The following is a 20608-nucleotide window of genomic DNA, read 5'->3' on the forward strand; positions in this document are numbered from 1 at the left end:
TCAGCTCTCGTGCAGCCAGGACCGGAGGATCGCGATCGATTCCTCAGGGTGGGTTTCAACGATATTGGCGACTTTTTTCAGCGAGGACGCTTTCACCTGGCCATCGATCTTCTCGATGTCGATGGCATCCTCGCGGGCGGTCGGGCCGGCCGAGGGCAGGGCCGCCGGACGATTGGCCTGGGTCGGCAGGGCGGCCGGTGCCGGCGCACCCTGAACCGCGCCATCCGCGCCGGCGCCGGCGAGGGCCAGGCCTTGTGGCATGACCATGCCGCTTGCGCCTTTGACCAGCGGCCGGGCGACCAGGAAGATGATCAGCAGGGCGGTAATGAACATCACCGCGATCTCGGCAGCCCGCATCATGTCATTCTTGGTGAAGGACAGGCCGCTGGTTGCCGGCGTGCCGAGCAGCGGATCGGCGCGGGCGAATTCCATCTGGCTGACGGTCAGCAGGTCCTGGCGGACGCCGGGCTCGCTGACAAAGCCCATGGCCGAGCGGACCAGGCCCTCGATGCGGTCGATTTCCGCTTGCGGACGTTCGCGCCAGGTGATCGCGCCGTCCTCGGCCGTTTCCAGAACGCCATCGACGGCGACGGCGACCGAGAGGCGGTTGATCGCGCCGGCTTCGATGATTTCGGTGCGGGTGGTCGAGGAAATCTCGTAGTTGACGCGCTCGCTCGTGCTTTCGCGGCTCGACAGGCTGGACGGACCGTCGGCCGCGTCCTCGCCACCGGCGTCGGGCAGGTTTTCCGACGCCGAAACCCGGTTCTGGCTGGCGCCGTCCTGGTCGTTGGAAAGGTCTTCACCGCGCTGACGCGAGCGGACAACCTGACCGTTGGGATCAAAAGTCTCCGAGCTCTGCGTGACGCTCTGGCGGTTCAGTTCCGCATTGACCTGGACGCGGGCAGCGCCGACGCCGACCACGCCTTCGACAATGTCGAGAATGTTCTGACGCAGCTGGGCTTCAATCTCGCCACGGCGCTCGTCCATCAGGATGGAGCTGCCCGCCTGGCCGTCGCCACCGCTGGCCAGCTGGCGGCCGCGATCATCGGCGATTGACACGCCGCTCGGAGCGATGCCCGAGCTCGAGGCCACGATATTGCGGATCACGCGGACCTGCTCGCTGTTGAGCCGGCCATTGGTGCCAATGGTGATGGCGGCGGTCGGGGCTTGCTGGTCGCGGGAGAACAGGCGGCGCTCCGGCAGGTTCAGGTGAACCCGGGCCGAGCTGACGTAATTGAGTGACTGGATCGTCCGGGCGAGCTCGCCTTCCATGGCGCGCTTGGCATTGATGTTCTGGACAAAGCTGGTCTGGCCGAAGCTGTCCTGGCGGTCGAAAATCTCGTAGCCGACCGAGGCGCCGCTCAGCGGGCCATTGGATGCAACACGCACGCGGGCTTCATCAACCTGGTCGCGCTCGACATAGATCGCCGTGCCGCCCTCGCGGATTTCATAGGGAATGTTCGCCTGGTCGAGCAGTTGCGAGGTAGCGGCTGCGTCGGCCGGGTCGAGACCGGAATAGAGCAGGGACTGGCTGGCGCCGCCCATGGCACCGGAAAAATACACGAGCGCGGCGGCGACGCCGGCAGCGAGGCCGAAAATCGCGGTCAGCCGTCCGGCGCCAAAAGCCCTGAACTGTTCAAAAAGCGCGTTCACGTGGAAATCCCTGCTCATTGCGTGCGCTTCATCAGCGAAGCACTGGGCAGAATTTTCCTACCTGGTCGGTAAACGAGGCTTTAATGCAATCGCATACGTGATGACTCGCCCCCCGATTAACCAATCAGGGCACGCAATCAGTGCGCAGTTAAAAGCTGTATGTCCCCGAAAACGCAGGCAAGCGACGACCGTGGGGGGCACAGTCGCCGCTCATCTTGCGCTAGTAGGGGGAGCTAGCGGTCGTTAGCGGTATTGCTGGATTCGGGTCGTGCGAAGCCCGGCCAGGCCGTGCTGATCGATCGAACGCTGCCAGCCGAGGAACTCTTCCACGGTTAGCGAATAGCGCTGACACGCCTCTTCCAGAGAGAGCAGACCACCCCTTACCGCGGCAACGACTTCAGCCTTTCGCCGAACCACCCAACGCTGGGTACTCGGGTTGGGCAGGTCACCAAGCGTAAGCGGGCTACCATCCGGTCCAATGACATAATTTTCTTTTTTAAGGCGCGGCTGCATGTCCGATCCCCGTTTCTTGTTTGTAGGATCAACCTACAGGCAGCCCTTTAACATCACCCTAAACCACTGGGTAAATTTACATTTAACCCTGTCGCTAAAATCCGCCTCTAAATGTCCCGAACCGGCTCATGGCACGGTCATATATTATCGGCGGCCCGAACGGGCGGTGCGCGTTGCGGGGGCCATAAAAAATGGGCCCCGCCGAAAGGCGAGGCCCATAGTCCAGAAGCGGTTGGGTGATGGTTAGCGCTTCATACGGATGGCTTCGTCGAGCATCTCATCAGCCGTGGTGATGATTTTCGACGAGGCGGAATAGGCCCGCTGCGTGGTGATGAGGCTGGTGAACTCGTTGGCGAGATCGACATTCGAGCTTTCCAGTGTCGATGCCGCGATCTGGCCTGACGAACCCAGTCCCGGCGGGTTCAGCGTGTAGGCGCCAGATTCGGGAGTCACCGTGAATGTGCCGCCGGACTGGGCTTCAAGGCCGTCCGGGTTGACGAAGGTCGCGACCGGGATCTGATAGATCTTGCGCACGATGCCATTGTTGAATTTGGCAAAGACGAAGCCGTCATCATCCACGTCAACACTCGAGAAATTGCCGAAGGCCGAGCCGTTCACATTGGTCGAAAGCAGGGCGGACGGGCTGTCATACTGGGTGAAGCCGCCCGGAGCGTTCGGCGAGCCGAAGTCCAGGGTGATGGACTGGGCATCGACGCCAGTTGCGGTCGCCCACTGGAATTCCGAGGCGCCGAGCGCCGCGACATTGGTCGATGACAGGAAATCGAGCTGGGTCGGCAGCGTTGTGTTGGTGCTGTCGATACGGCCCTGAGCGTCAAAAGCGACTGTACCCGTCAGCATCTGGCCATCGATCAGGCCGGCACCGGTCGTCAGATCTCCGGCCGGGACCATGTGGACCTCGGCGTGCCACTGATTGGGTGTTGCGCTCTTGAGCATGGAAATGGTCAGGGTGCGAACGCCGCCAACGCTGTCATAGAAGGGAATGGAGCGCTGGAAATCTGGCGTGACAGCGCCCGACGCCATGTTCGTGGCAGCAGCGGTCGGGTCGTAGGTTGCCTCGTCCGCCGAGATCGCCTGGCTCTGCTGCAGGTTGGCATTGATGCCCATGATCGTCGTGGCTTCCGCTGCGCCGCCGATCGAGGACAGGTTGATCGTCTCCAGCGCGTTCAGGTCGGACGGGTTTTGCGGCACAGAGCCGTCGGCAGCCACCGGCCAGCCAGCCAGGTATTTCCCTGCGTCGTTGCGCAGGTAACCGCTGGTGTCCGGCGTGAAGCGGCCGGCACGTGTGAAGGAAACCGGATCCGAGGAGTCGACGACTGCGTCGTCGCGGACGACAAAGAAACCGCGACCGGAGATGGCGAGGTCGGTCGGCGAGGAGCCGGCAGTCAGCAGGCCGCTTTCACCGATCGCGAGGCGCGCCACCGAGTTCACGCCGGCGGCGGAATAACCCTTGGTCGAGCTGTCGCTGTCATAGAGCGGCGTGAAGACGGCCGAGGCTCGCTTGTAGCCCACCGTGTTGACGTTGGCGATATTGTCCGAAATCGAGGCGAGGGCGTTCGAGTTCGAGATCAGGCCGGATGCGCCGGCCAAAAGTGCGGAATTGATGCTCATAATGCATGCTCCTGGCGTTTTGGTTGTTGTTTGTGGAGCTTTCTGCTGGTCAGGTTAGCCGGCTCGCCATTCTGGCAGTCCGGTTCAGGCCGGCGGCCTGGCTATGTGTTGGCGTCCTTGATTGACATCACCGAGGACAGCGGGACGCGGATCCCGCCCATTTCAACGACGACTTCCGAGCCGGACAGGTCCACTCCCGATACAAGGGCTGCGGCCTGGATGCTGACCTCGATATTGTCGCCGTCCGCGTTCTGGGCGATGACTTCCATCGTGTAGACACCCTCATCCTGAGCGGCGCCGCCATCTCCCAGGCCGTCCCAGGTGAAATCGTGTGAGCCCGTATTCGTCTCGCCATCGTGGCGGGCGACAATGCGATCATCCTCGTCACGAATGATGATGGAGGATGTCGTGGCATCGCTGGGCAGGGTGTACTCCCAGCTGGCTTCGCCATCGGTCAGCATGGCTTGCGGAGTCAGGGCGGTGGCGACGCGACCGATATAGCTGACTGACGCACTCTGTGCGGCAGCTGATTGGAGCAGCAGGAGATTTTCCAGATTCTGGTTCTGGGCGATCTGCTGCTCAACGCTCGAGAAGTCGACCAGCTGGTTCACGAACTGGGTCGAGTCGAGCGGATTGAGCGGGTCCTGATTCTTCATCTGCTCGGTGAGCAGGGTCAGGAACATCTCGAAATTGTCAGCCAGGCCGGTCTGGGAATTGGACAGGGCCGGGCTCGATGAGCCAATGCCGGAAACTGCGTCTACCATGGCTTGCTCCTAAACCTGCATATCGACGCCGGAGCGTCCGGAGAGCAGGAAGCCGTAGGCCGAGCGCGGTCGGGATGCGAGTTCATCCTCGGCCCGCTGTGCCATGTCGGTTGTCTGCGTGAAAATCGGCAGCGCCTCGCCCTGGCTGCGACCTTCGTCGCTGGGCTGGTTCTGGCCGTCGCTCATCTGGAAGCTGAGCCCGTCCTCGTCGAGCTCAAGCCCGGCCTCGGCCAGGGAACGCTCGAGATCGCGCGCCGAGCGCTGCAATTCGGACAGGGTTTCGGGACGTTCCACGGTCAGCACGGCGTGTACGCGATTGTCGGCGCGCAGTTCGATGCGGACATCAACCTTGCCCAGTTCGGCCGGGTCGAGGCGGATGTCAAACACCCGGTTGCCGTTGGAAACCTGCTTGGTGATCTGCCCGGCCAGTTGCGTCGTGGTATGCGGCGTGAAGCGGGGCAGGTTGGCGCCGGAACGGTCAGCTGCCATGCGACCGTCGACCCGCGCCAGACTGAAATCGGCTTCGGCGCGCAGCGCTGCCTCGGCCGCGGCCTGGTCGGTACTGATGGCTTGCGGCAGCGGGGCGTGTCCCGGGGCGCCCGGCAAGGGCGTGATCGGCGCGCCACTCTGCGCAGCGTTGGGAAGGACGCTCTTGCTGGCAGCCAGGGCGGCGGCCGGATCGCCCGACGGCGTTGTCGGGGCGGCTGTGCCGGCGCCTGAGGCCGGATTGCTGCTATTGCCCGAGCTGCCGGAACTGCCTGAATTGCCTGAATTGGAAGCATTATTTCCCGCTTGTGCGGATGTGCCCGCCGGGCGCGCCGCGATGTCGCTGGCGGTCGGGATGGCCGGGGCATTGCTGCTCCGTTGCCGCAGCGGCGTGCTGTCACCGGCATTCGCTGATGCCAGTGCCTGCTCCGTTGCGGTCGCACCCGTGGCGGGGGAGGCGGCCATCGTGGCTGGCGAGTTGTTTGTTGCGGTCGGGACTGCCGCGCTCAGCCCTGCCGCGGCGGGCGGTTTGGCGAACGGTGCCGGCTTGGTGTCGACAGTCATCGTGTCAGGCGTCGCGCCATCCCTGGCCAAGCCGGGTTTGGCCATGCCGGGCTTGGCGGGCGAGGTCGCCGGATCCGGCGCTGCAGGGCCAGCAGGCGATGAAGACAGCGTTGATGACCGGACGGTCGGCGTCACCGGCGCGGCGGGCGCTGACGGCACCGTCAGGACGGCCGCCTCGTTGGAACCGGATGCCGCCGGGGCCATGGGGGCCAGGACGACAGGTGCGTGGACGACAGCTGCCTGGGCGGCGGCTGGTTGGGTGGCGGGTGCCGGGATGGTCGCCGATGGGGTCAGCGGGGCGGTTGCGGCCGGCTGGGTCTGCGCTGATGCCTGTGCAGGGCTCGGCGCCGCCGCTGGCGCTTGCGCGGGCGCCTGCGGGTCCGGCGCAGCAGTTCGGGCTTGCACCGGCGTCTGAGCCTGCGGATTGGGCTGAGGCTGTGCCTGCGCTGTGGCCTGCGCTGCGGCCGGGACCTGCGCTGTGGCTGGGGCCGGGGCCGGGGCCTGCGCTTTGGTCTGTGCCGCGGCCGGGACCTGCGCTGTGGCTGGGGCTGGGGCCGGGGCCTGAGCCGGGGCCGGGGCCTGCGCTGTGGCTGCGGCCGGGGCCTGCGCTGTGGCTGGGGCCGGGGCCTGAGCCGGGGCCGGGGCCTGAGCCGTAACCTGGGGTTGGGTCAGGGGCTGAGATAGAGTCGGCGCCGCCGCCGCCAGCGGCGAAGCGGAAGTCGCCAGCCCCGGCTTTGTCGGAATGATCTCGGACACCGGCTTGTCACCGGATACGGCCTTGCCACCGGATGCGGGCGTCTCGGCAGGGATGGCCGCGGCGTCGCCGGCGGGCAGCTCTGCGGTCGCGATGCCGGATTGTGTCTGACCTGTCGTGGCGGAGGCGCTGGTCGGCGGCGCTGCGAAGTCGGGCGCCCGGGTGCCAGGCGTCGCCGGCTCTATGGCGTCCTGGACCGGAAATGCCGGCTTGCCACGCGCCGGGCTGACCGGGGCAACCGGGGTGACCGGCAGGATGAGCTCGCCGGCGAGGATGGCATCGGGGCCGGTACTGTCGGCCGACGGCGCCGCCGAGCCTGCCGCAGCGATATCCATCGGCAGCGGTGAGGCCGACATCAGGGCCTGGCCACGTGTGGACGGCGCTGCGGCGGTCGCGGTCGCGGTCGCGGTTGCAGGGGCCGGAATGGACGGGGCGGTCGGCGCAGACGCTGCGGTCGGCAAGGCCGGAGCGGACGGGCTTGCGGTTGCGGCGGTCTGGGCCTGGTTGGCATGAACGAGAACCGTGAAGGGCGAGGCGGCAACCGCGCCACCGGTCGGAGCTGTCCCTTGGGTATGCGTGCCGCCCGACGGATTGCCGACCGGTTGCGCCAGCGCGCCGCCGTTTCCGCCCGTCATGGTCAGCAGGTTCGCAGTGTTCAGGTCCAGCGTCATGGTCGCTCTTGGTCTGCCTCAGGGCGCACGTCACGCCTCGTCTCGAAGAGATGTTCGCAAGGGGTGTGCCAATGTTGATTGAGTTTAAGCTATTGTTTTTTCTAGTTAATTTTACGGTAATACCTTGCGGTGGGCAGGAAAGTCCGGCCCGTCCTGCCGCCAGGTGGGCGCAAATTGCCGGGTCGTCTGCGGGTTCGTCGCCAGCCGGCCCCGGCCGCAGCTTCGCCACTGGCGCGAGTCTTTATGACCGCGCGTGAGCCCGCGCGCGCGGGCGGGCTGTTCAATGCTTGAAACCGGTCATGATCGCGTCGGATCCGCCGAGTTCGGTTTGGGCCCGGAGCAGGCGCGTTTCTGACCCGACAGACGCGATGCCGGGCGACTGGCCCGCCGCTTGCGATGGTTAAGGCATGCCCGGGCAGGTCCTGTCCGGGCCGGAATTTGGAAAGCGCATGGAAAAGCAAATGAAGGCAGGCGGTTACAGCATGATTTGCCCTGCGGAGGCGCCCCTGGGGGTGGCTGCCCCGCTGGGCAATGCTTGCCGCTTTGACGGCAGAATCCGCCGTGACCGCCTCGTTTTTGCCGACTGCGCAGGGAGCCAGCCATGTCGTTGAGTGGTATTCTCGGAAACGCCCTGTCGGGGCTTCAGGCCAGTCAGGCCGGCTTGCGGGCGTCGTCGAACAACGTCGCCAACGTCAACACGGCCGGCTATGCCCGAACCATTGCCAGCTTTGAAGCGCGCAATGTCGGCGGCGTCGCCATGGGCGTCCAGGTCAATGGCATTGTCCGCATCGTCGATCGCCACTTGCAGCTGACCTCGCTGCGTTCGATCTCCGAAGCCAGCGTCTCCGAGACGCGGGCCAAGGCGCTCGACCGGCTGCAGTCGCAATTCGGCAATCTGGACGATAGCGGCTCGATCTTTGCCCGCCTCAACTCGGCCTTTGCCGGCTTGTCCCAGGCCAGTGTCGATCCGACCCTGTCGGTCTCGCGCCTGTCGGCTGCGGCAGATCTCGACAGCTTCTTTACCGAGGCGCAGCGCCTGTCCGGCGAGATCCGCGCCCAGCGCATGGAAGCGGATGCCAAGATCAATGCCACCCTGCAACGCTCCAACGAGATCCTGCGCGAGCTCTACCAGCTGAACGCCAATGTGCAGAGCGTCTCCTCGGGCGGGGGCGACAGTTCGGGTGCGGAAAACCGGGTCTCCGAGCTGCTCGACGAGATGTCGGAATACATGGATGTCCGCGCCGATTTCCAGGGCGATGGCCGGGTTGTCCTGCGCACGACGGACGGTGTCCTCCTGCTCGACAATTATCCCGCCAACCTGACCTACAAGGTGTCCGGTTCCGGCTCCTATGGTGTGGAGTACGGCAAGATCTACGCCGAGCCGCCGAATGGCGGCAATCCGCAGGCACTCGACAGCCACATCCAGTCGGGCGAACTGCGGGCGCTGATTGATCTGCGTGACCGCACCCTCCCCGATGTCGCCGAGGAACTGGCCGAGATGGCCGCCGGCGCCGCCGATGCGCTGAACGCCGCCCACAACGACGCCGCCTCCTATCCGGCTCCGCAAACCCTGACCGGCCGCAATACCGGTCTCGACGCGGTCGATGCGCATAATTTCACCGGTGCGACCACTCTTGCCGTTGCCGACAATTCCGGTCTGCTTGTACGCCGTGTCGACATTGATTTCGACGCTGCGACCTATTCGGTGGATGGCGGCGCTGCGGTCGTGATCGGCACGACGGTCGGCGGACTCGCCACGGCGCTCAATACCGCGCTGGCCGGCGTCGGCTCGGCCAATTTCAGCAATGGCGTGCTTACGGTTTCGGCCGATGCGGCGACCAATGGTGTCGCATTCCTGCAGGACGAGACCACGCCGTCTGACCGCGGTGGCCGCGGCCTGTCGCACTTTTTCGGTCTCAACGATCTCGTGCGCAGTGACGCTCCCGGCTTCTTCGAGACCGGTCTGGCCGGCACCGACGTGCACCAGTTCACGACCGGTACCGAACTCAATTTCCGTATGGACACGACCGATGGCAAGACGGCCGGAACCTACACCATTCCCATGGTCACCGGCGAAACCGTGGACGACATCGTCACCGCGCTCAACGATACCAGTACGGGCATGGGCCGCTATGTCACCTTCTCGCTCGATGGCGATGGCAGGCTCTCCTACAAGGCCAATGCAGGCTATGAGGGCTATGAGCTTTCGCTGACCGGCGACGACACGTCGCGCGGGACAACCGGGGTCGCCTTCTCGAAACTCTTCGGGGTCGGACTCGAGGCCAAGGCGGCGCGGGCGGAAGCCTTGTCTGTCGACAAGACCATCCGCGCCGACAGTTCGCGCCTGGCGCTGGGCAAGCTCGATATCGATGCGGCGACGGTTGTCGGCGATTTCGTGCTGTCCGCCGGCGACAATCGCGGCGGTGCCGGCCTGCAGGCTGCGCTGTCTGCGCCGCGCGCCTTCAATGCTGCCGGATCGCTGTCGGCCTCGACCGCCGGGCTGGGCGACTATACCGCGCGTATCGCCGGCACGATCGGATCGCGCGCCGCGCGGGCCGAGAGCGAGGCGGCCTCGGCGGCAACCCTGCGCGCGACCGCGGCGCAGAAACGGGCCGATGTCGAAGGCGTCAGCCTGGACGAGGAGCTTGCCGCGATGACGCTCTACCAGCAGTCCTACAATGCCGCCGCGCGCATGCTCCAGGCGGCCAAGGAAATGACTGACGCGCTGATGCGCATCGTCTAGGAGGCAATGACGCCATGACCCGTGTTTCCACCTTCGCTGCAAACCAGAATGCGCTGATGGACCTGATGAAGGCCCAGAAGTCCCTCTTTGACGCGCAAAAACAGCTGACCACCGGCAAGCTCGCAACCGATCTCAAGGGCGTCGGCCACCAGGCCGAGACCTTGTCCGCCACCCGCGCTGCGCTGCAGCGGGCCGAGGCTTACGAGGAAGCCGCCGTGCGCACAGAGGCGCGACTGGAGAGCCAGGATGTCGCGATGGGGCAGATGGCCGAGGCGATCACCGATCTGCGTCTGGCCGTCACCTCGAAGGATGGCGACTACACGATGCACCAGGTGCGCGAGGCCTTCTACAAGATCTCCAACTCGCTCAACACCCAACACGCCGGCACTTATATCTTCGGTGGTACGCGCACGGATGTGGCACCGGTCGCGACCAATGACATCAATGACCTGGTCGCCATGGGCACGGCCAGCGAGGCCTTCGTCAACAATGATCGCCGTCCGCAGGTCCAGCTCGACCAGAACCTGACCATCGAGACCGGCATGCTGGCCAGCGATGTCGGCGGTGAGGTGTTCGACAGTTTCAAGCGGATCGCCGACTTCAACGCCGGTGCAAACGGCCCATTCGGCAAACCGCTCAGCGCCGCCCAGGAAAACTTCCTCAATGGCGAGATCCAGAACGTCATCACGGCGCTGGACAATATGTACACCCGGATCGGCGAAAACGGCGCGGCCCAGGCCAATGTCGAAACGATCAAGACCTCGCATGGCGACCGCCAGAACTTCCTCAAGCAGATGCTGTCGGATCTCGAGGATGTCGACATGGCCGAGGCGGCTACCCGCTTCCAGGCCGCCCAGACCGCCCTGGACGTGTCAGCCAAGACCTTCTCCGCGCTGAGCCAGGTCTCGCTGCTGCAATATCTGAGATAGGGCGGCGGGCGCAGCCCCTTACGCCAGCGGTGTTTTGCGCGTATAGAGCCGCCTCCAACAACCGTTTGCTGCGGGCCTTGACCCCGCTGGAGGCGAAAGATGACGACCGACCTAACCGGCCGCGCCCGCGCGCAGGCCGATGATCTCATTTCACGTCTGGGCCTGTCCGGCGATCCGCTGGGGCTGGGTGGCCATCCCGGCGACCACCGCGTCGTGGTGGCCATGTCCGGTGGTGTCGACAGCTCCGTCACCGCCGCGCTCCTGCACCATCTCGGCTATGATGTGGTCGGTGTGACGCTGCAGCTCTATGATCATGGCGCCGCCCTGGCCAAGAAGGGCGCCTGCTGTGCCGGTCAGGACATCTATGACGCCAAGCGCGTCGCAGAAGCCTGCGGTTTTCCCCATTATGTGCTCGATTATGAGAGCCGCTTCCGCGAAGCGGTGATCGAGGAATTTGCCGACACCTATCTGGCCGGCTTCACGCCGATCCCCTGCGTGCGCTGCAACCAGACCGTCAAGTTTGCCGACCTTCTGACCACCGCCCGCCAGCTCGGCGCCGTGTGCATGGCGACCGGTCACTATATCCAGCGTGTGAAGGGCGAAAACGGGCCGGAGCTGCGCCGCGCCGCCGATGCCGGCAAGGACCAGTCCTATTTCCTGTTCGCGACCACGCATGACCAACTCGACTTCCTGCGCTTCCCGCTGGGTCATCTGAACAAGGACCAGACGCGGCAACTGGCCGAGGCTTTCGGTCTCATCGTCGCCGACAAGCCGGACAGCCAGGACATCTGCTTCGTGCCCAATGGCCGCTATGTCGACATTGTCGAGAAGGTCCGCCCCGGCGCCTCGCGTCCGGGCGAGATCGTGCATGTCGATGGCCGGGTGCTGGGCACGCATGAGGGCGTGATCCGCTATACGGTCGGCCAGCGCCGGGGCCTCAAGATCGCTGTCGGCGACCCGCTCTATGTCGTGCGCCTTGATGCGGCCGCAGCGCAGGTCGTGGTCGGTCCGCGCGAGGCGCTGGAAGTCGACACGATCGCGCTCAGGGAGATCAACTGGCTCGGCGAGGACGCCATGACCGATGGCGCCCCCATCCGCGTCAAGGTCCGCTCCACCCGCCCGCCGGTCCCCGCCGCCCTGTCGGTCGATGGCGATGATGTCCGTGTGGTCCTCGCCAAGGGCGAGGAAGGCGTGGCGCCGGGCCAGGCCTGCGTCTTCTATTCCAGCGATGACGAGGACCGGGTGCTCGGCGGCGGCTGGATCACCAGCACCAGCGGCGGGAGTGGCGGGAGCGGTGGATCAACGGGCGTCCGTTTGATCGGCTAGCTGCCATTGTCCCCAAGTCAGGGCGCGGCGACACACGGCCTCTTGCCAAGACCCATTCCGGAGCAATCTTGAGGCGATCACCGTCTGCTCCCCCGCCATCCAGGAAACCCGATGTTTTACGAACCGAAGAACGGCCACGGCCTGCCGCACAATCCGTTCAATGCCCTGATCACGCCGCGTCCGATCGGCTGGGTTTCAACCCGTGGTGCGGGCGGGCAGGACAATCTGGCGCCATACTCCTTCTTCAACGGTGTTTCCTATGATCCGCCCCAGGTAATGTTCGCCTCCACGGGGGGGAAGCCGGACCGGGAGCGGGGCAAGGACTCGATGGGCAATGTGATCGACACGGGCGTGTTCTGCATCAATGTCGTCGGGTTCGACCTGCGCGACGCGATGAATGCCAGCGCCAAGCCGGCACCGAGCGATGTCGATGAGTTCGATCTGGCAGGCCTCGCGCGCAGCGAGTGCCAGACCATCGCCTGCTCACGCATTGCCCGGGCGCCGGCCAGCATGGAGTGCAAGCTGGTCAAGCTCGTCGACCTGCCCGGCGAGGCCAATATCGTGGCCTTTGGTGAGGTGACCGGGATTCATCTGAACGAGGATTACCTCGTGGATGGCATCTTCGATGTCGCCAAATTCCAGCCCCTCGGCCGGCTCGGCTATCAGGACTATACGCGCGTGACAGAGTTGTTCAGCCTGGTGCGCCCGACCTAGGCGAGGGGCGTGGGGCGGCGGAGCTCGTCCGGTCCGGTGGAGTTGACCACCACCAGACCCGGCGTGGCCATCGGCAGGCCGGAAGTCGAAAAATGGGCGCGGCACAAGGCTCGACCGTTTGTTCCTGCGGGTTTGGAGACCGGGCTGGCAACAGCCTCGGGCCAATCTCCGTGTGCAGTGTGCCCGAGGCGCCCGAGCTGCCCATCCACACAAGGCAATAGCCAAACCGGCATCCCGTTCCCCTCTCTGCCCGAACCGCCAGGCGAAAACGTCGTGGCGCTACCGGTGCCGATGCGGATTCGGCCGGATTGCGGCCGGCCCGACCTGAAAGATGATTTAGTTGAAGCCCGCCAACTTGTCCGGTTTGGTGCCTCCCATCGGGCGAATTTGACTCGCTGCGTCGTGCATCCGGGCACGCGAAGCGCCTGGAGGGTGACATGAAGACATTGTGGTTGATCGCGGGCGCGGTCATGAGTGCCGCCGGTGGGAGCGCCTGGGCGCAATCGGTTGCCGAATGCGGGCCGGACCCGGTTGCGAGCTATGTCGTGACCTATCTCGGTGAAGACAGGTTCGGCGTAGCGGTCGAGCATGCGGTGCCCTCAAACCGCTGGGACCTGGCGTTTTTCCCGCTGTCCGACCGGCCGGAAGGCCAGGCCGAGTCGGTTCGTGACCTGTCGGCTTTTGATGCCAATGGCCAGCCGGTGGAGATTGCCTATGTCGGCGAGGGCGGCTGGGAAATCGACGGACAGGGCGCGGTCCGCCTGAGCTACACCATTCTGGCCGACCATGGTGAGGTCGACTGGGGCGCGGACGGGCCGGGCAAGGATGAGGTCGGCGATCATTTCGACGATAGCTATGTCTTCGCAGGCCATGCCTTTTTCCTGCTGGATTGGGCTATGCCGCGTTGCGCGGTCGACGTGCAGTTCGACCTGCCTGACGCCTGGCAAGTGACCGCTCCCTGGCCGGTGGAAAATGGTGTGTACCGCATCGCCGACAGTTGGTCGCTGGGGCAGAACCTGTTTGCGATGGGTGAGGATGCGGCCCGAACGGTTCAGGTGGGTGGCCTCAACCTGACCTGGCTCATGGATAAACGACTGGGCGCGATCACGCCGCAGGTCGAGCGCGTCATGGCGATACTGCCGCAGCACTACCGCGATTTCTGGGGCCAGGCTCCCGGCAATGCCTTTTCCGTCTTCTTCATGGCGGACACGATGTCGGACGGTGGCGCCTTCTACGACAGTTTTGCCATGCGCATCGCCGTGCCGCTCAATCGCGCAGACGAGATCAACTGGTCCCACACGCTTGCCCATGAAGTGATGCATTTGTGGAACCAGCTCGGCCGTGCGCAGGGCCGTAATGTGCCGGAGCTCGAATGGGTCAATGAAGGGTTCACGGACTATCTGACAATCAAGATGGCGAGCCAGGCGGGCATTCTGGACGAGGCGATGACGGAGCAGCGCCTTGCCAACCTGATCCGCCGCTTCAATCTCGCCCGAACGCTCAGCCCGGAGGTCTCGATTGCCGCGGCCGGGCAGGACAAGCCGGCGAACTGGCACCTGATTTATGGCGGCGGCGGTCTGGCGGCCCTGTTCATTGATGCCGAATTGTCGCGCACGGATCCGGACCGGTTCGGCGCCGTCTTGCGCGATCTGCAGGCCAATGCCGGCGATGGCTATACGTTCGAGACTTTCATGGACCGGTTTGACGGGCTGACGGACGGCCTGGCCTCGCAGGTTTATGACTGGCTGGACATGCGGCCATCGAATGCCGAGATCGTGCAGCGCCTGGGTCGATACGGCATCGAGGCGGCGACTTTCGGCATGGATGAGGCCTATGTCCGCTTCGAGGCCTGCGGCGACGCGCGCTGCGCGCCGGTCTTCCTCGCAGCGCGCTGATGCTGGACGGCAGAATCAAGGCCGCCTAGTCTGGTGCGATGCGCGTCCTGACCGCCCTTTTCTGTCTGTTCTCAAGCCTTGCCCTGGTGTCCGCACCGGCGTCGGCCCAGCCTGTCTCGCCGGATCCGGCGCCTTTTCTGGAGCGCTGCGAGGCGGGGGATGGCTTTGCCTGCAGCTACGCCCACGGGCTGATGCAGCGCGAGGACCGGGCTTTCTGGCTGACCGATGAGGCGGTCAGTCTGATGCTGCGCGGCTGCAGCCTCGGCTCGGACGGGGCGTGCTGGCTGTTCGAGCGCATCAACGAGCCCAATCCCTATGATGATGTCCGCTATGATCGCGACCGCTATCTGCCCATTGTCCGTGATGGCTGCGCGAACGGGAGCTCGATGGCCTGCTGGCAGGCGGCCGGCTTTCTCGAGGATGGCAGCGAGGCCGAGCGGCTCGAGGCGCTTGCCCTGGCGCGGCGCTCCTGCGAGCGCGGCTTCAATGATGGCTGTGCGCGGCAGGCCGATATCCTGGCCTCGCTCGGTCGTGACCCGCTCGAGGCGCAGCGCCAGGCCTGTTATGGCAATCGCCCGGGCCGGATGCGCAAGCAGGAAGACTGTGAAGCAGTCTGTGCCGCCGATGATGCGATGGCGTGCTACCAGCTCGCCCTGATGTTCGAGCGCGGCCGCGATGGCGCCCAGACCATGCGCCGCGATGCACGCCGGGCTGGGGAGTTGTTCGCCCGGGCCTGCGAACTCGGCGCCGAGGCGGCTTGCCGCCACCAGGGGCGCATTGGTGTCAGGCTGTGACGGTCAGCCCTTTCCACCCGATCACAACCAGCCAGTGCAGCACCACGGGCGGCCAGATCGAGCCGCTCAGCCTGTAGGCGAGTGTGCAGGCAAGGCCGAGCGCGGCCACGGTCGAAAGGAAGCCCGCTTCGAGAAAAACCGGCTGTGCCATCGGCAGTCCGAGCCAGACTTGCAGCGGATGCCAGAGTATGAAGGCCAGGATCGCGAGTGCCGCCCGGACGTGGCCCTGGCGGCCCCCGAGAATAACCCGAAACGCCAGCTCCTCGGCCAGGGCCGGGACCAGAATTGCGACTGCTGCTATCGCTAACAGGCTTGCCGGAGTGCCGGTCACTGCAAAGTTGACAGTTGGTTCAACTTTGTTGATTGCGACCGTGATAATGATGAATCCGGTAAGGACTGCAAGGGTTTGCACCCAATCGGCCCATCGCGGAACAGTCCGGACCGCGCGTTTTGCATCTGCGAAAAAACTTGACGCTGTGCCGCATAATTCGATCATGCGCGCCAGACTAAGCCAGAATAATCCCAGAGGAGAGATCAAATGAGTGCTGTGGACGATCCCATCGTCATCGTCGGCATGGCCCGCACCCCGATGGGTGGCCTGCTTGGCGAACTTGCACCGCTGTCTGCCAATGAGCTTGGCGCCATTGCCGTCAAGGCGGCGATGGAAGAAGCCGGCATTGCCGGCGACGATATCGACCAGGTCCTGATGGGCAATGTGCTCATGGCTGGCCAGGGTCAGGCGCCGGGCCGCCAGGCGGCGATCAAGGCCGGCCTGCCGAAATCCGTCGAGGCGACCACACTCAACAAGATGTGCGGCTCGGGCATGCAGGCTGCCATCATGGGCCGTGCCGCGATCGCGGCGGGCGATGCCGACATCATCATCGCCGGTGGCATGGAATCCATGACCAACGCCCCGCACATGCTGCCGACGCATCGTGCCGGATTCAAATACGGTCACGACACCATCAAGGACCACATGGCCCAGGATGGTCTCGAAGACGCCTATGAGTTCAAGCCGATGGGCGTGTTTGCCGACATGATCGCGGAAGAGCACCAGTTCACCCGCGAGCAGCAGGACGCCTACGCACTGGAAACCCTCGCCCGCGCCCAGCGCGCCACCAGGGACGGTGATTTCAAGCGCGAGATCACCCCGGTCACCATCAAGGGCCGCAAGGGCGAAACGGTCGTCGACACGGACGAGCTGCCGCGCAAGGCGATGCCGGAGAAAATCCCTTCCCTGCGTCCGGCCTTCGGCAAGGACGGTACGGTCACGGCCGCCAACGCCTCGGCCATCTCGGACGGGGCTGCGGCGCTGATCCTGATGCGCCTGTCCGAAGCCGAGCGTCGCGGCCTCAAGCCGATCGCCCGGATCATTGCCACGGCGGCCCACGCCCATGAGCCGGCCTATTTCACCACCGCCCCGGTTCCCGCCATGCGCAAGGTCGTCGAGCGCGCCGGCTGGCAGATCGGTGATGTCGACCTGTGGGAAATCAACGAGGCCTTCGCCGTCGTGCCGATGATCGCGATGAAGGAGCTGGGCATTTCCCACGACATCGTCAACGTCAATGGCGGCGCCTGTGCCCTGGGCCATCCGATCGGCGCCTCCGGTGCCCGCATCCTGGTCACCCTGCTCGCCGCGCTGGAAAAGCACGGCAAGACCAAGGGCGTCGCCTCGCTGTGCATTGGCGGCGGCGAAGCCACAGCCGTGGCTGTGGAACGCTTCTAGACCCCGGCGCTCGACTGGCCTGGCGGCCAGTCGAGCGCGGATGGCCGGGTAGGCCAACGAGCCAGGAGCGGACATGCGGGAATATGATCCTGACAAGCCGTTGATCTTCATCCATGTTCCGAAGACAGGCGGTGTCTCGGTCCGGCAGGTGGTTGATTCCTGGTACCCGCACCGTTTCAGTCACTATTTTTCGCCGAAGACCGGCATGCCACCGCGCCGGGACCTTTCGCAGCGGTGCGCGGATGGCTCGATGCCGGTGGTTTATGGGCATTTCAATCGTTTGCGCGGTTTTGGCATCGAGCAATACTATCCGGAGGCGACGCAGTTCATCACCATTCTCCGCGATCCGCTGGAAACCCGCATTTCGGCTTACCATTATCTGAAAAGTCTCGGCGACAAGCTGGCTCCGGACCGTCGCCCCCAGGGCACACTGGAAGAGTTCCTGATCAGCGGCCCGGTCGGCATGCTCAATTACTTTCCCGTTGAGATGACAGAAGCGAATTACAAGGATGTAATTGAATCCAGTTTCATCGAAGTCGGGATCCTGGAGGCCTTGCCGGAATCCATGCGTCGCATCGCGGCGCGCTTGTCCAAGCCGTTCGATGAGAGCCAGCTACCCCATCTGAATCGAGCCGTCCGCTTTGAGGGTGTGTCCGGTGAGGCGAAGAAAAAACACAAAGAAATCAATGGCCTTGCCTATAGGGTGTACGACTATGTGGCCGCACGTTATTCGCAATAGCGGCAAGGCAATCCCGGTCCCGTCTGGACGGGTCTCAAGCTCGCCGCCCCGCATGCTGCACTGGCGAAAACCGGGTGCCGGTCTCAGCCGTCGATATGCCCGAGCGGCAGGCCGCGCCCTTCCTTGACATTGCGGATCTGGACCGAGGTGCGGAAGTCGCCGACCACATCCAGCGGGATCATCTTTTCCTGCATGAACTCGTTATAGGCATCGATGTCAGGCGTGACGATCTTCAGCAGGTAATCATAGGGGCCGGTCATGGTGCAGGCCTCGGTGATTTCCGGGAAGGTCTGGACCGCCTTTTCGAACTTCTCGTAATTGGCCTTGCGGGCCGGCTGGATCTTCACTTCCAGATAGGCCGTGAACATCAAGCCGATCATGCGCCGGTCGAGCTGGATCGAGCGCCGTTTGATGATGCCCTCGGTCTCCAGACGCCGGATCCGGCGCCAGCACGGCGAGGGGGTCAGGCCGACGATTTCGGCGATATCGGCGACGGATCGGCCCGCATCTGCCTGCAGGGCTTCAAGAATGCGTACATCAATCGTGTCCAGGGTGACGGTCATTATTTCCTCAAATCATCATTTCGCAGGAAATTAATTCAACTTTCCGCACTTGCGAACCCCGAAATGGCACCGCATTGCTAAGCTGGACAAGACCCGCCCATCCGCGCTAGACGCCCGTCGCGTGTCCGCATCATGCGGTCACCCCCCAAATGGCACGTTTTGCCGATGTTTTCAGCGAGAGCCCATGGCACACACTGAACCCCGCTTCCACGTTCCCGCGCCGCACGTGCGGCCCGGCGATACGCCTGATTTTTCCCACATTGTCATCCCGCCGGCCGGCGAGGCCACGCGGCCCGACCCGTCGGTGCACGGCATGGAGACCCAGGCGCTGGCCCTGGGCCTGGTCCGGGTGCTCGACCACAACCACCAGGCGGTCGGCGAGTGGGATCCCAAGCTGGATGCGGATGTTCTGCGCGAGGGCCTGCGCCACATGGTGCTGACCCGGGTCTATGACGACCGCATGCTGAAGCTGCAGCGCCAGGGCAAGATGAGCTTCTACATGAAGTCGACCGGGGAAGAGGCGGTGGCGGTGGCCGGTGCCATGGCGATGAGCAAGGACGACATGGTTTTCCCGTCCTATCGCCAGCAGGGCATCCTGTTCGCCCGCGGCCGCGACATCGTCGAGATGATGTGCCACTGCATTTCCAACAGCCGCGACAATCTCAAGGGCCGCCAATTGCCGGTCCACTACACCTGGGCCGAAGGCAAGTTCTTTTCGATCTCGGGCAATCTCGCGACCCAGCTGCCGCAGGCCGTCGGCTATGCCATGGCGTGCGAGTATCGCGGTGATGGCGAGATCGCCGCGACCTGGATCGGCGATGGTTCGACCGCAGAAGGCGATTTTCACGGCGCCATGGTGCTGGCCTCGACCTATCGGGCGCCGGTCATCGTCAATGTCGTCAACAACCAGTGGGCCATCTCGACCTTCCAGGGCATCGCCGCAGGCGAGGCGCCGACCTTTGCCTTCAAGGGCCTGGGCTATGGCGTCGCCTCGCTGCGGATCGACGGCAATGATTTCCTCGCCGTCTATGCCGCCACGCAATGGGCCGCCAAGCGGGCCCGTGAAGGTCATGGCGCCACGGTGATCGAGCATTTCACCTATCGCGCCGACGCGCATTCCACCTCGGACGACCCGTCCGGCTATCGTCCCAAGGGCGAAAATGAGATCTGGCCGCTGGGCGATCCCATCGAGCGTCTCAAACAACATCTGATCGGGCTCGGTGAATGGGATGAGGCACGTCATGCCGTGCTCGAGAAAGAGCTGAACGAGATGGTCATAGCTTCCTACAAGGAAGCGGAAAGCCATGGCACGCTGCATGACGGGCCGCTCTCGCCGGTCAATTCCATGTTCGAGGATGTTTATGCCGAACCGGACTGGCGCCTGCGTCGCCAGCGCCAGGACCTGGGAGTTTAAGATCATGGCCAAGATGAACATGATCCAGGCCCTCAACTCGGCCCTGGACACCATGATGGAACGCGATCCCGACGTGATCAGCTTCGGCGAGGATGCCGGCTATTTCGGCGGCGTTTTCCGGGTCACGGCGAACCTGCAGGCGAAATATGGTCTCGACCGCTCCTTTGACGCGCCGATCAACGAGGCGGCGATCATGGGCATGGCGATCGGCATGGCGGCCAAGGGATTGAAGCCCGTCGCCGAGATCCAGTTCTCCGATTATATTTTCCCGGCCATCGACCAGATCGTTTCGGAAATGTCGCGCCTGCGCTATCGCTCGGCCGGCCAGTTCACGGCCCCGGTCGTGGTCCGCACCCCGTGTGGCGGTGGTATCCGCGGCGGTCAGACCCACTCGATGAGCCCGGAAGCCTTTTTCACCCAGGTGCCGGGCATCCAGGTCGTCATGCCGTCCAATCCCTATGACGCCAAGGGCCTGCTGATCGCCGCCATTGAAAGCCCCGATCCGGTCATCTTCTTCGAGCCGAAACGCCTGTACAACGGCCCCTTCGAAGGTCATTCCGGCGGCGCGCTGGCCTCCTGGGGCAATCATCCCAAGGGCGAGGTGCCGGAAGGTCATTATTCCCTGCCGATCGGCAAGGCAGAAGTCGTCCGCGAAGGCTCGGCCCTGACCATCATCACCTATGGTACACTCGTCCTGGTCGCCCAGGCGGCGGCCGAGAAGGCCGGTATCG

General features: G+C 64.5%; 17 protein-coding genes. 10 read left to right on the plus strand and 7 right to left on the minus strand.

Annotated features, from left to right (window positions below):
• From fliF to QZZ02_RS06240, 5 genes are all read right to left on the minus strand, one after another.
• On the minus strand, window positions 1–1653 hold the full coding sequence (fliF, locus tag QZZ02_RS06220; RefSeq protein ID WP_291843089.1) for a flagellar basal-body MS-ring/collar protein FliF: 1653 nt from the start codon (window positions 1651–1653) through the stop codon (window positions 1–3).
• A 243-nt stretch (window positions 1654–1896) separates the two neighbouring features.
• A complete protein-coding gene (locus tag QZZ02_RS06225; protein ID WP_291843092.1) occupies window positions 1897–2166 on the minus strand; it encodes a DUF1153 domain-containing protein in 270 nt (89 codons plus the stop codon).
• 243 nt (window positions 2167–2409) lie between these two features.
• Window positions 2410–3795, minus strand: a complete 1386-nt coding sequence (locus tag QZZ02_RS06230) for a flagellar hook protein FlgE (RefSeq protein WP_291843094.1) — start codon at window positions 3793–3795, stop codon at window positions 2410–2412.
• Between the two features lie 101 nt (window positions 3796–3896).
• Window positions 3897–4559: a flagellar hook capping FlgD N-terminal domain-containing protein gene (locus QZZ02_RS06235; RefSeq protein WP_291843096.1), complete on the minus strand. Its 663-nt coding sequence runs from the start codon at window positions 4557–4559 to the stop codon at window positions 3897–3899.
• A gap of 9 nt (window positions 4560–4568) precedes the next feature.
• On the minus strand, window positions 4569–7034 hold the full coding sequence (locus QZZ02_RS06240; protein ID WP_291843098.1) for a flagellar hook-length control protein FliK: 2466 nt from the start codon (window positions 7032–7034) through the stop codon (window positions 4569–4571).
• 601 nt (window positions 7035–7635) lie between these two features.
• Between QZZ02_RS06240 and flgK the strand changes: the two genes are divergently transcribed.
• The 6 genes from flgK (at window position 7636) to QZZ02_RS06270 (ending at window position 15435) form a co-directional block, all read left to right on the plus strand.
• Complete coding sequence (gene flgK / locus QZZ02_RS06245) at window positions 7636–9777, plus strand: flagellar hook-associated protein FlgK (protein ID WP_291843100.1); 2142 nt, start codon at window positions 7636–7638, stop codon at window positions 9775–9777.
• A gap of 14 nt (window positions 9778–9791) precedes the next feature.
• The gene (locus QZZ02_RS06250; RefSeq protein WP_291843102.1) at window positions 9792–10706 is read left to right on the plus strand and encodes a flagellin; all 915 of its coding nucleotides are present in this window, start codon (window positions 9792–9794) and stop codon (window positions 10704–10706) included.
• Between the two features lie 99 nt (window positions 10707–10805).
• The gene (mnmA, locus tag QZZ02_RS06255) at window positions 10806–12032 is read left to right on the plus strand and encodes a tRNA 2-thiouridine(34) synthase MnmA (RefSeq protein ID WP_291843105.1); all 1227 of its coding nucleotides are present in this window, start codon (window positions 10806–10808) and stop codon (window positions 12030–12032) included.
• Window positions 12033–12143: 111 nt separating this feature from the next.
• Window positions 12144–12746 (plus strand): flavin reductase family protein, encoded by a 603-nt coding sequence (locus tag QZZ02_RS06260; RefSeq protein ID WP_291843107.1) that lies wholly within the window; start codon window positions 12144–12146, stop codon window positions 12744–12746.
• 437 nt (window positions 12747–13183) lie between these two features.
• Window positions 13184–14641 carry a hypothetical protein gene (locus tag QZZ02_RS06265; RefSeq protein WP_291843108.1) on the plus strand — a complete coding sequence of 486 codons (1458 nt, stop codon included), beginning with the start codon at window positions 13184–13186 and terminating at the stop codon, window positions 14639–14641.
• Between the two features lie 38 nt (window positions 14642–14679).
• Window positions 14680–15435 carry a hypothetical protein gene (locus QZZ02_RS06270; RefSeq protein ID WP_291843109.1) on the plus strand — a complete coding sequence of 252 codons (756 nt, stop codon included), beginning with the start codon at window positions 14680–14682 and terminating at the stop codon, window positions 15433–15435.
• Here QZZ02_RS06270 and QZZ02_RS06275 read toward each other — a convergent pair.
• On the minus strand, window positions 15425–15847 hold the full coding sequence (locus tag QZZ02_RS06275) for a CPBP family glutamic-type intramembrane protease (protein ID WP_291843110.1): 423 nt from the start codon (window positions 15845–15847) through the stop codon (window positions 15425–15427). The genes QZZ02_RS06270 and QZZ02_RS06275 overlap by 11 nt on opposite strands.
• A gap of 126 nt (window positions 15848–15973) precedes the next feature.
• Between QZZ02_RS06275 and QZZ02_RS06280 the strand changes: the two genes are divergently transcribed.
• Window positions 15974–17161 (plus strand): acetyl-CoA C-acyltransferase, encoded by a 1188-nt coding sequence (locus QZZ02_RS06280; RefSeq protein WP_291843111.1) that lies wholly within the window; start codon window positions 15974–15976, stop codon window positions 17159–17161.
• A 73-nt stretch (window positions 17162–17234) separates the two neighbouring features.
• Window positions 17235–17900 (plus strand): hypothetical protein, encoded by a 666-nt coding sequence (locus QZZ02_RS06285; protein ID WP_291843112.1) that lies wholly within the window; start codon window positions 17235–17237, stop codon window positions 17898–17900.
• Window positions 17901–17983: 83 nt separating this feature from the next.
• On the opposite strand, the gene QZZ02_RS06290 is transcribed toward QZZ02_RS06285, so the two are convergent.
• Entirely contained in the window at window positions 17984–18463 is a 480-nt protein-coding gene (locus tag QZZ02_RS06290) for an Lrp/AsnC family transcriptional regulator (RefSeq protein WP_291843113.1), read from the minus strand.
• Between the two features lie 184 nt (window positions 18464–18647).
• Here QZZ02_RS06290 and QZZ02_RS06295 point away from each other — a divergent pair, with 184 nt between their 5' ends.
• Window positions 18648–19877, plus strand: coding sequence for a thiamine pyrophosphate-dependent enzyme (locus QZZ02_RS06295; RefSeq protein WP_291843114.1), 1230 nt, complete (start codon window positions 18648–18650; stop codon window positions 19875–19877).
• A 4-nt stretch (window positions 19878–19881) separates the two neighbouring features.
• Window positions 19882–20608 (plus strand): alpha-ketoacid dehydrogenase subunit beta (locus QZZ02_RS06300; protein ID WP_291843116.1); only part of this gene is annotated, 727 nt, incomplete at its 3' end.

Source organism: Maricaulis sp. (assembly GCF_015665295.1).
Lineage (GTDB): Bacteria > Pseudomonadota > Alphaproteobacteria > Caulobacterales > Maricaulaceae > Maricaulis.

What these genes read in the sequence shown, in the direction of transcription:
- QZZ02_RS06225 (WP_291843092.1), bottom strand. Translation starts at nt 2,166, where the DNA reads ATGCAGCCGCGCCTTAAAAAAGAAAATTATGTCATTGGACCGGATGGT.
- QZZ02_RS06230 (WP_291843094.1), bottom strand. Translation starts at nt 3,795, where the DNA reads ATGAGCATCAATTCCGCACTTTTGGCCGGCGCATCCGGCCTGATCTCG.
- QZZ02_RS06235 (WP_291843096.1), bottom strand. Translation starts at nt 4,559, where the DNA reads ATGGTAGACGCAGTTTCCGGCATTGGCTCATCGAGCCCGGCCCTGTCC.
- QZZ02_RS06240 (WP_291843098.1), bottom strand. Translation starts at nt 7,034, where the DNA reads ATGACGCTGGACCTGAACACTGCGAACCTGCTGACCATGACGGGCGGA.
- flgK (WP_291843100.1), top strand. Translation starts at nt 7,636, where the DNA reads ATGTCGTTGAGTGGTATTCTCGGAAACGCCCTGTCGGGGCTTCAGGCC.
- QZZ02_RS06250 (WP_291843102.1), top strand. Translation starts at nt 9,792, where the DNA reads ATGACCCGTGTTTCCACCTTCGCTGCAAACCAGAATGCGCTGATGGAC.
- mnmA (WP_291843105.1), top strand. Translation starts at nt 10,806, where the DNA reads ATGACGACCGACCTAACCGGCCGCGCCCGCGCGCAGGCCGATGATCTC.
- QZZ02_RS06260 (WP_291843107.1), top strand. Translation starts at nt 12,144, where the DNA reads ATGTTTTACGAACCGAAGAACGGCCACGGCCTGCCGCACAATCCGTTC.
- QZZ02_RS06265 (WP_291843108.1), top strand. Translation starts at nt 13,184, where the DNA reads ATGAAGACATTGTGGTTGATCGCGGGCGCGGTCATGAGTGCCGCCGGT.
- QZZ02_RS06270 (WP_291843109.1), top strand. Translation starts at nt 14,680, where the DNA reads ATGCGCGTCCTGACCGCCCTTTTCTGTCTGTTCTCAAGCCTTGCCCTG.
- QZZ02_RS06280 (WP_291843111.1), top strand. Translation starts at nt 15,974, where the DNA reads ATGAGTGCTGTGGACGATCCCATCGTCATCGTCGGCATGGCCCGCACC.
- QZZ02_RS06285 (WP_291843112.1), top strand. Translation starts at nt 17,235, where the DNA reads ATGCGGGAATATGATCCTGACAAGCCGTTGATCTTCATCCATGTTCCG.
- QZZ02_RS06290 (WP_291843113.1), bottom strand. Translation starts at nt 18,463, where the DNA reads ATGACCGTCACCCTGGACACGATTGATGTACGCATTCTTGAAGCCCTG.
- QZZ02_RS06295 (WP_291843114.1), top strand. Translation starts at nt 18,648, where the DNA reads ATGGCACACACTGAACCCCGCTTCCACGTTCCCGCGCCGCACGTGCGG.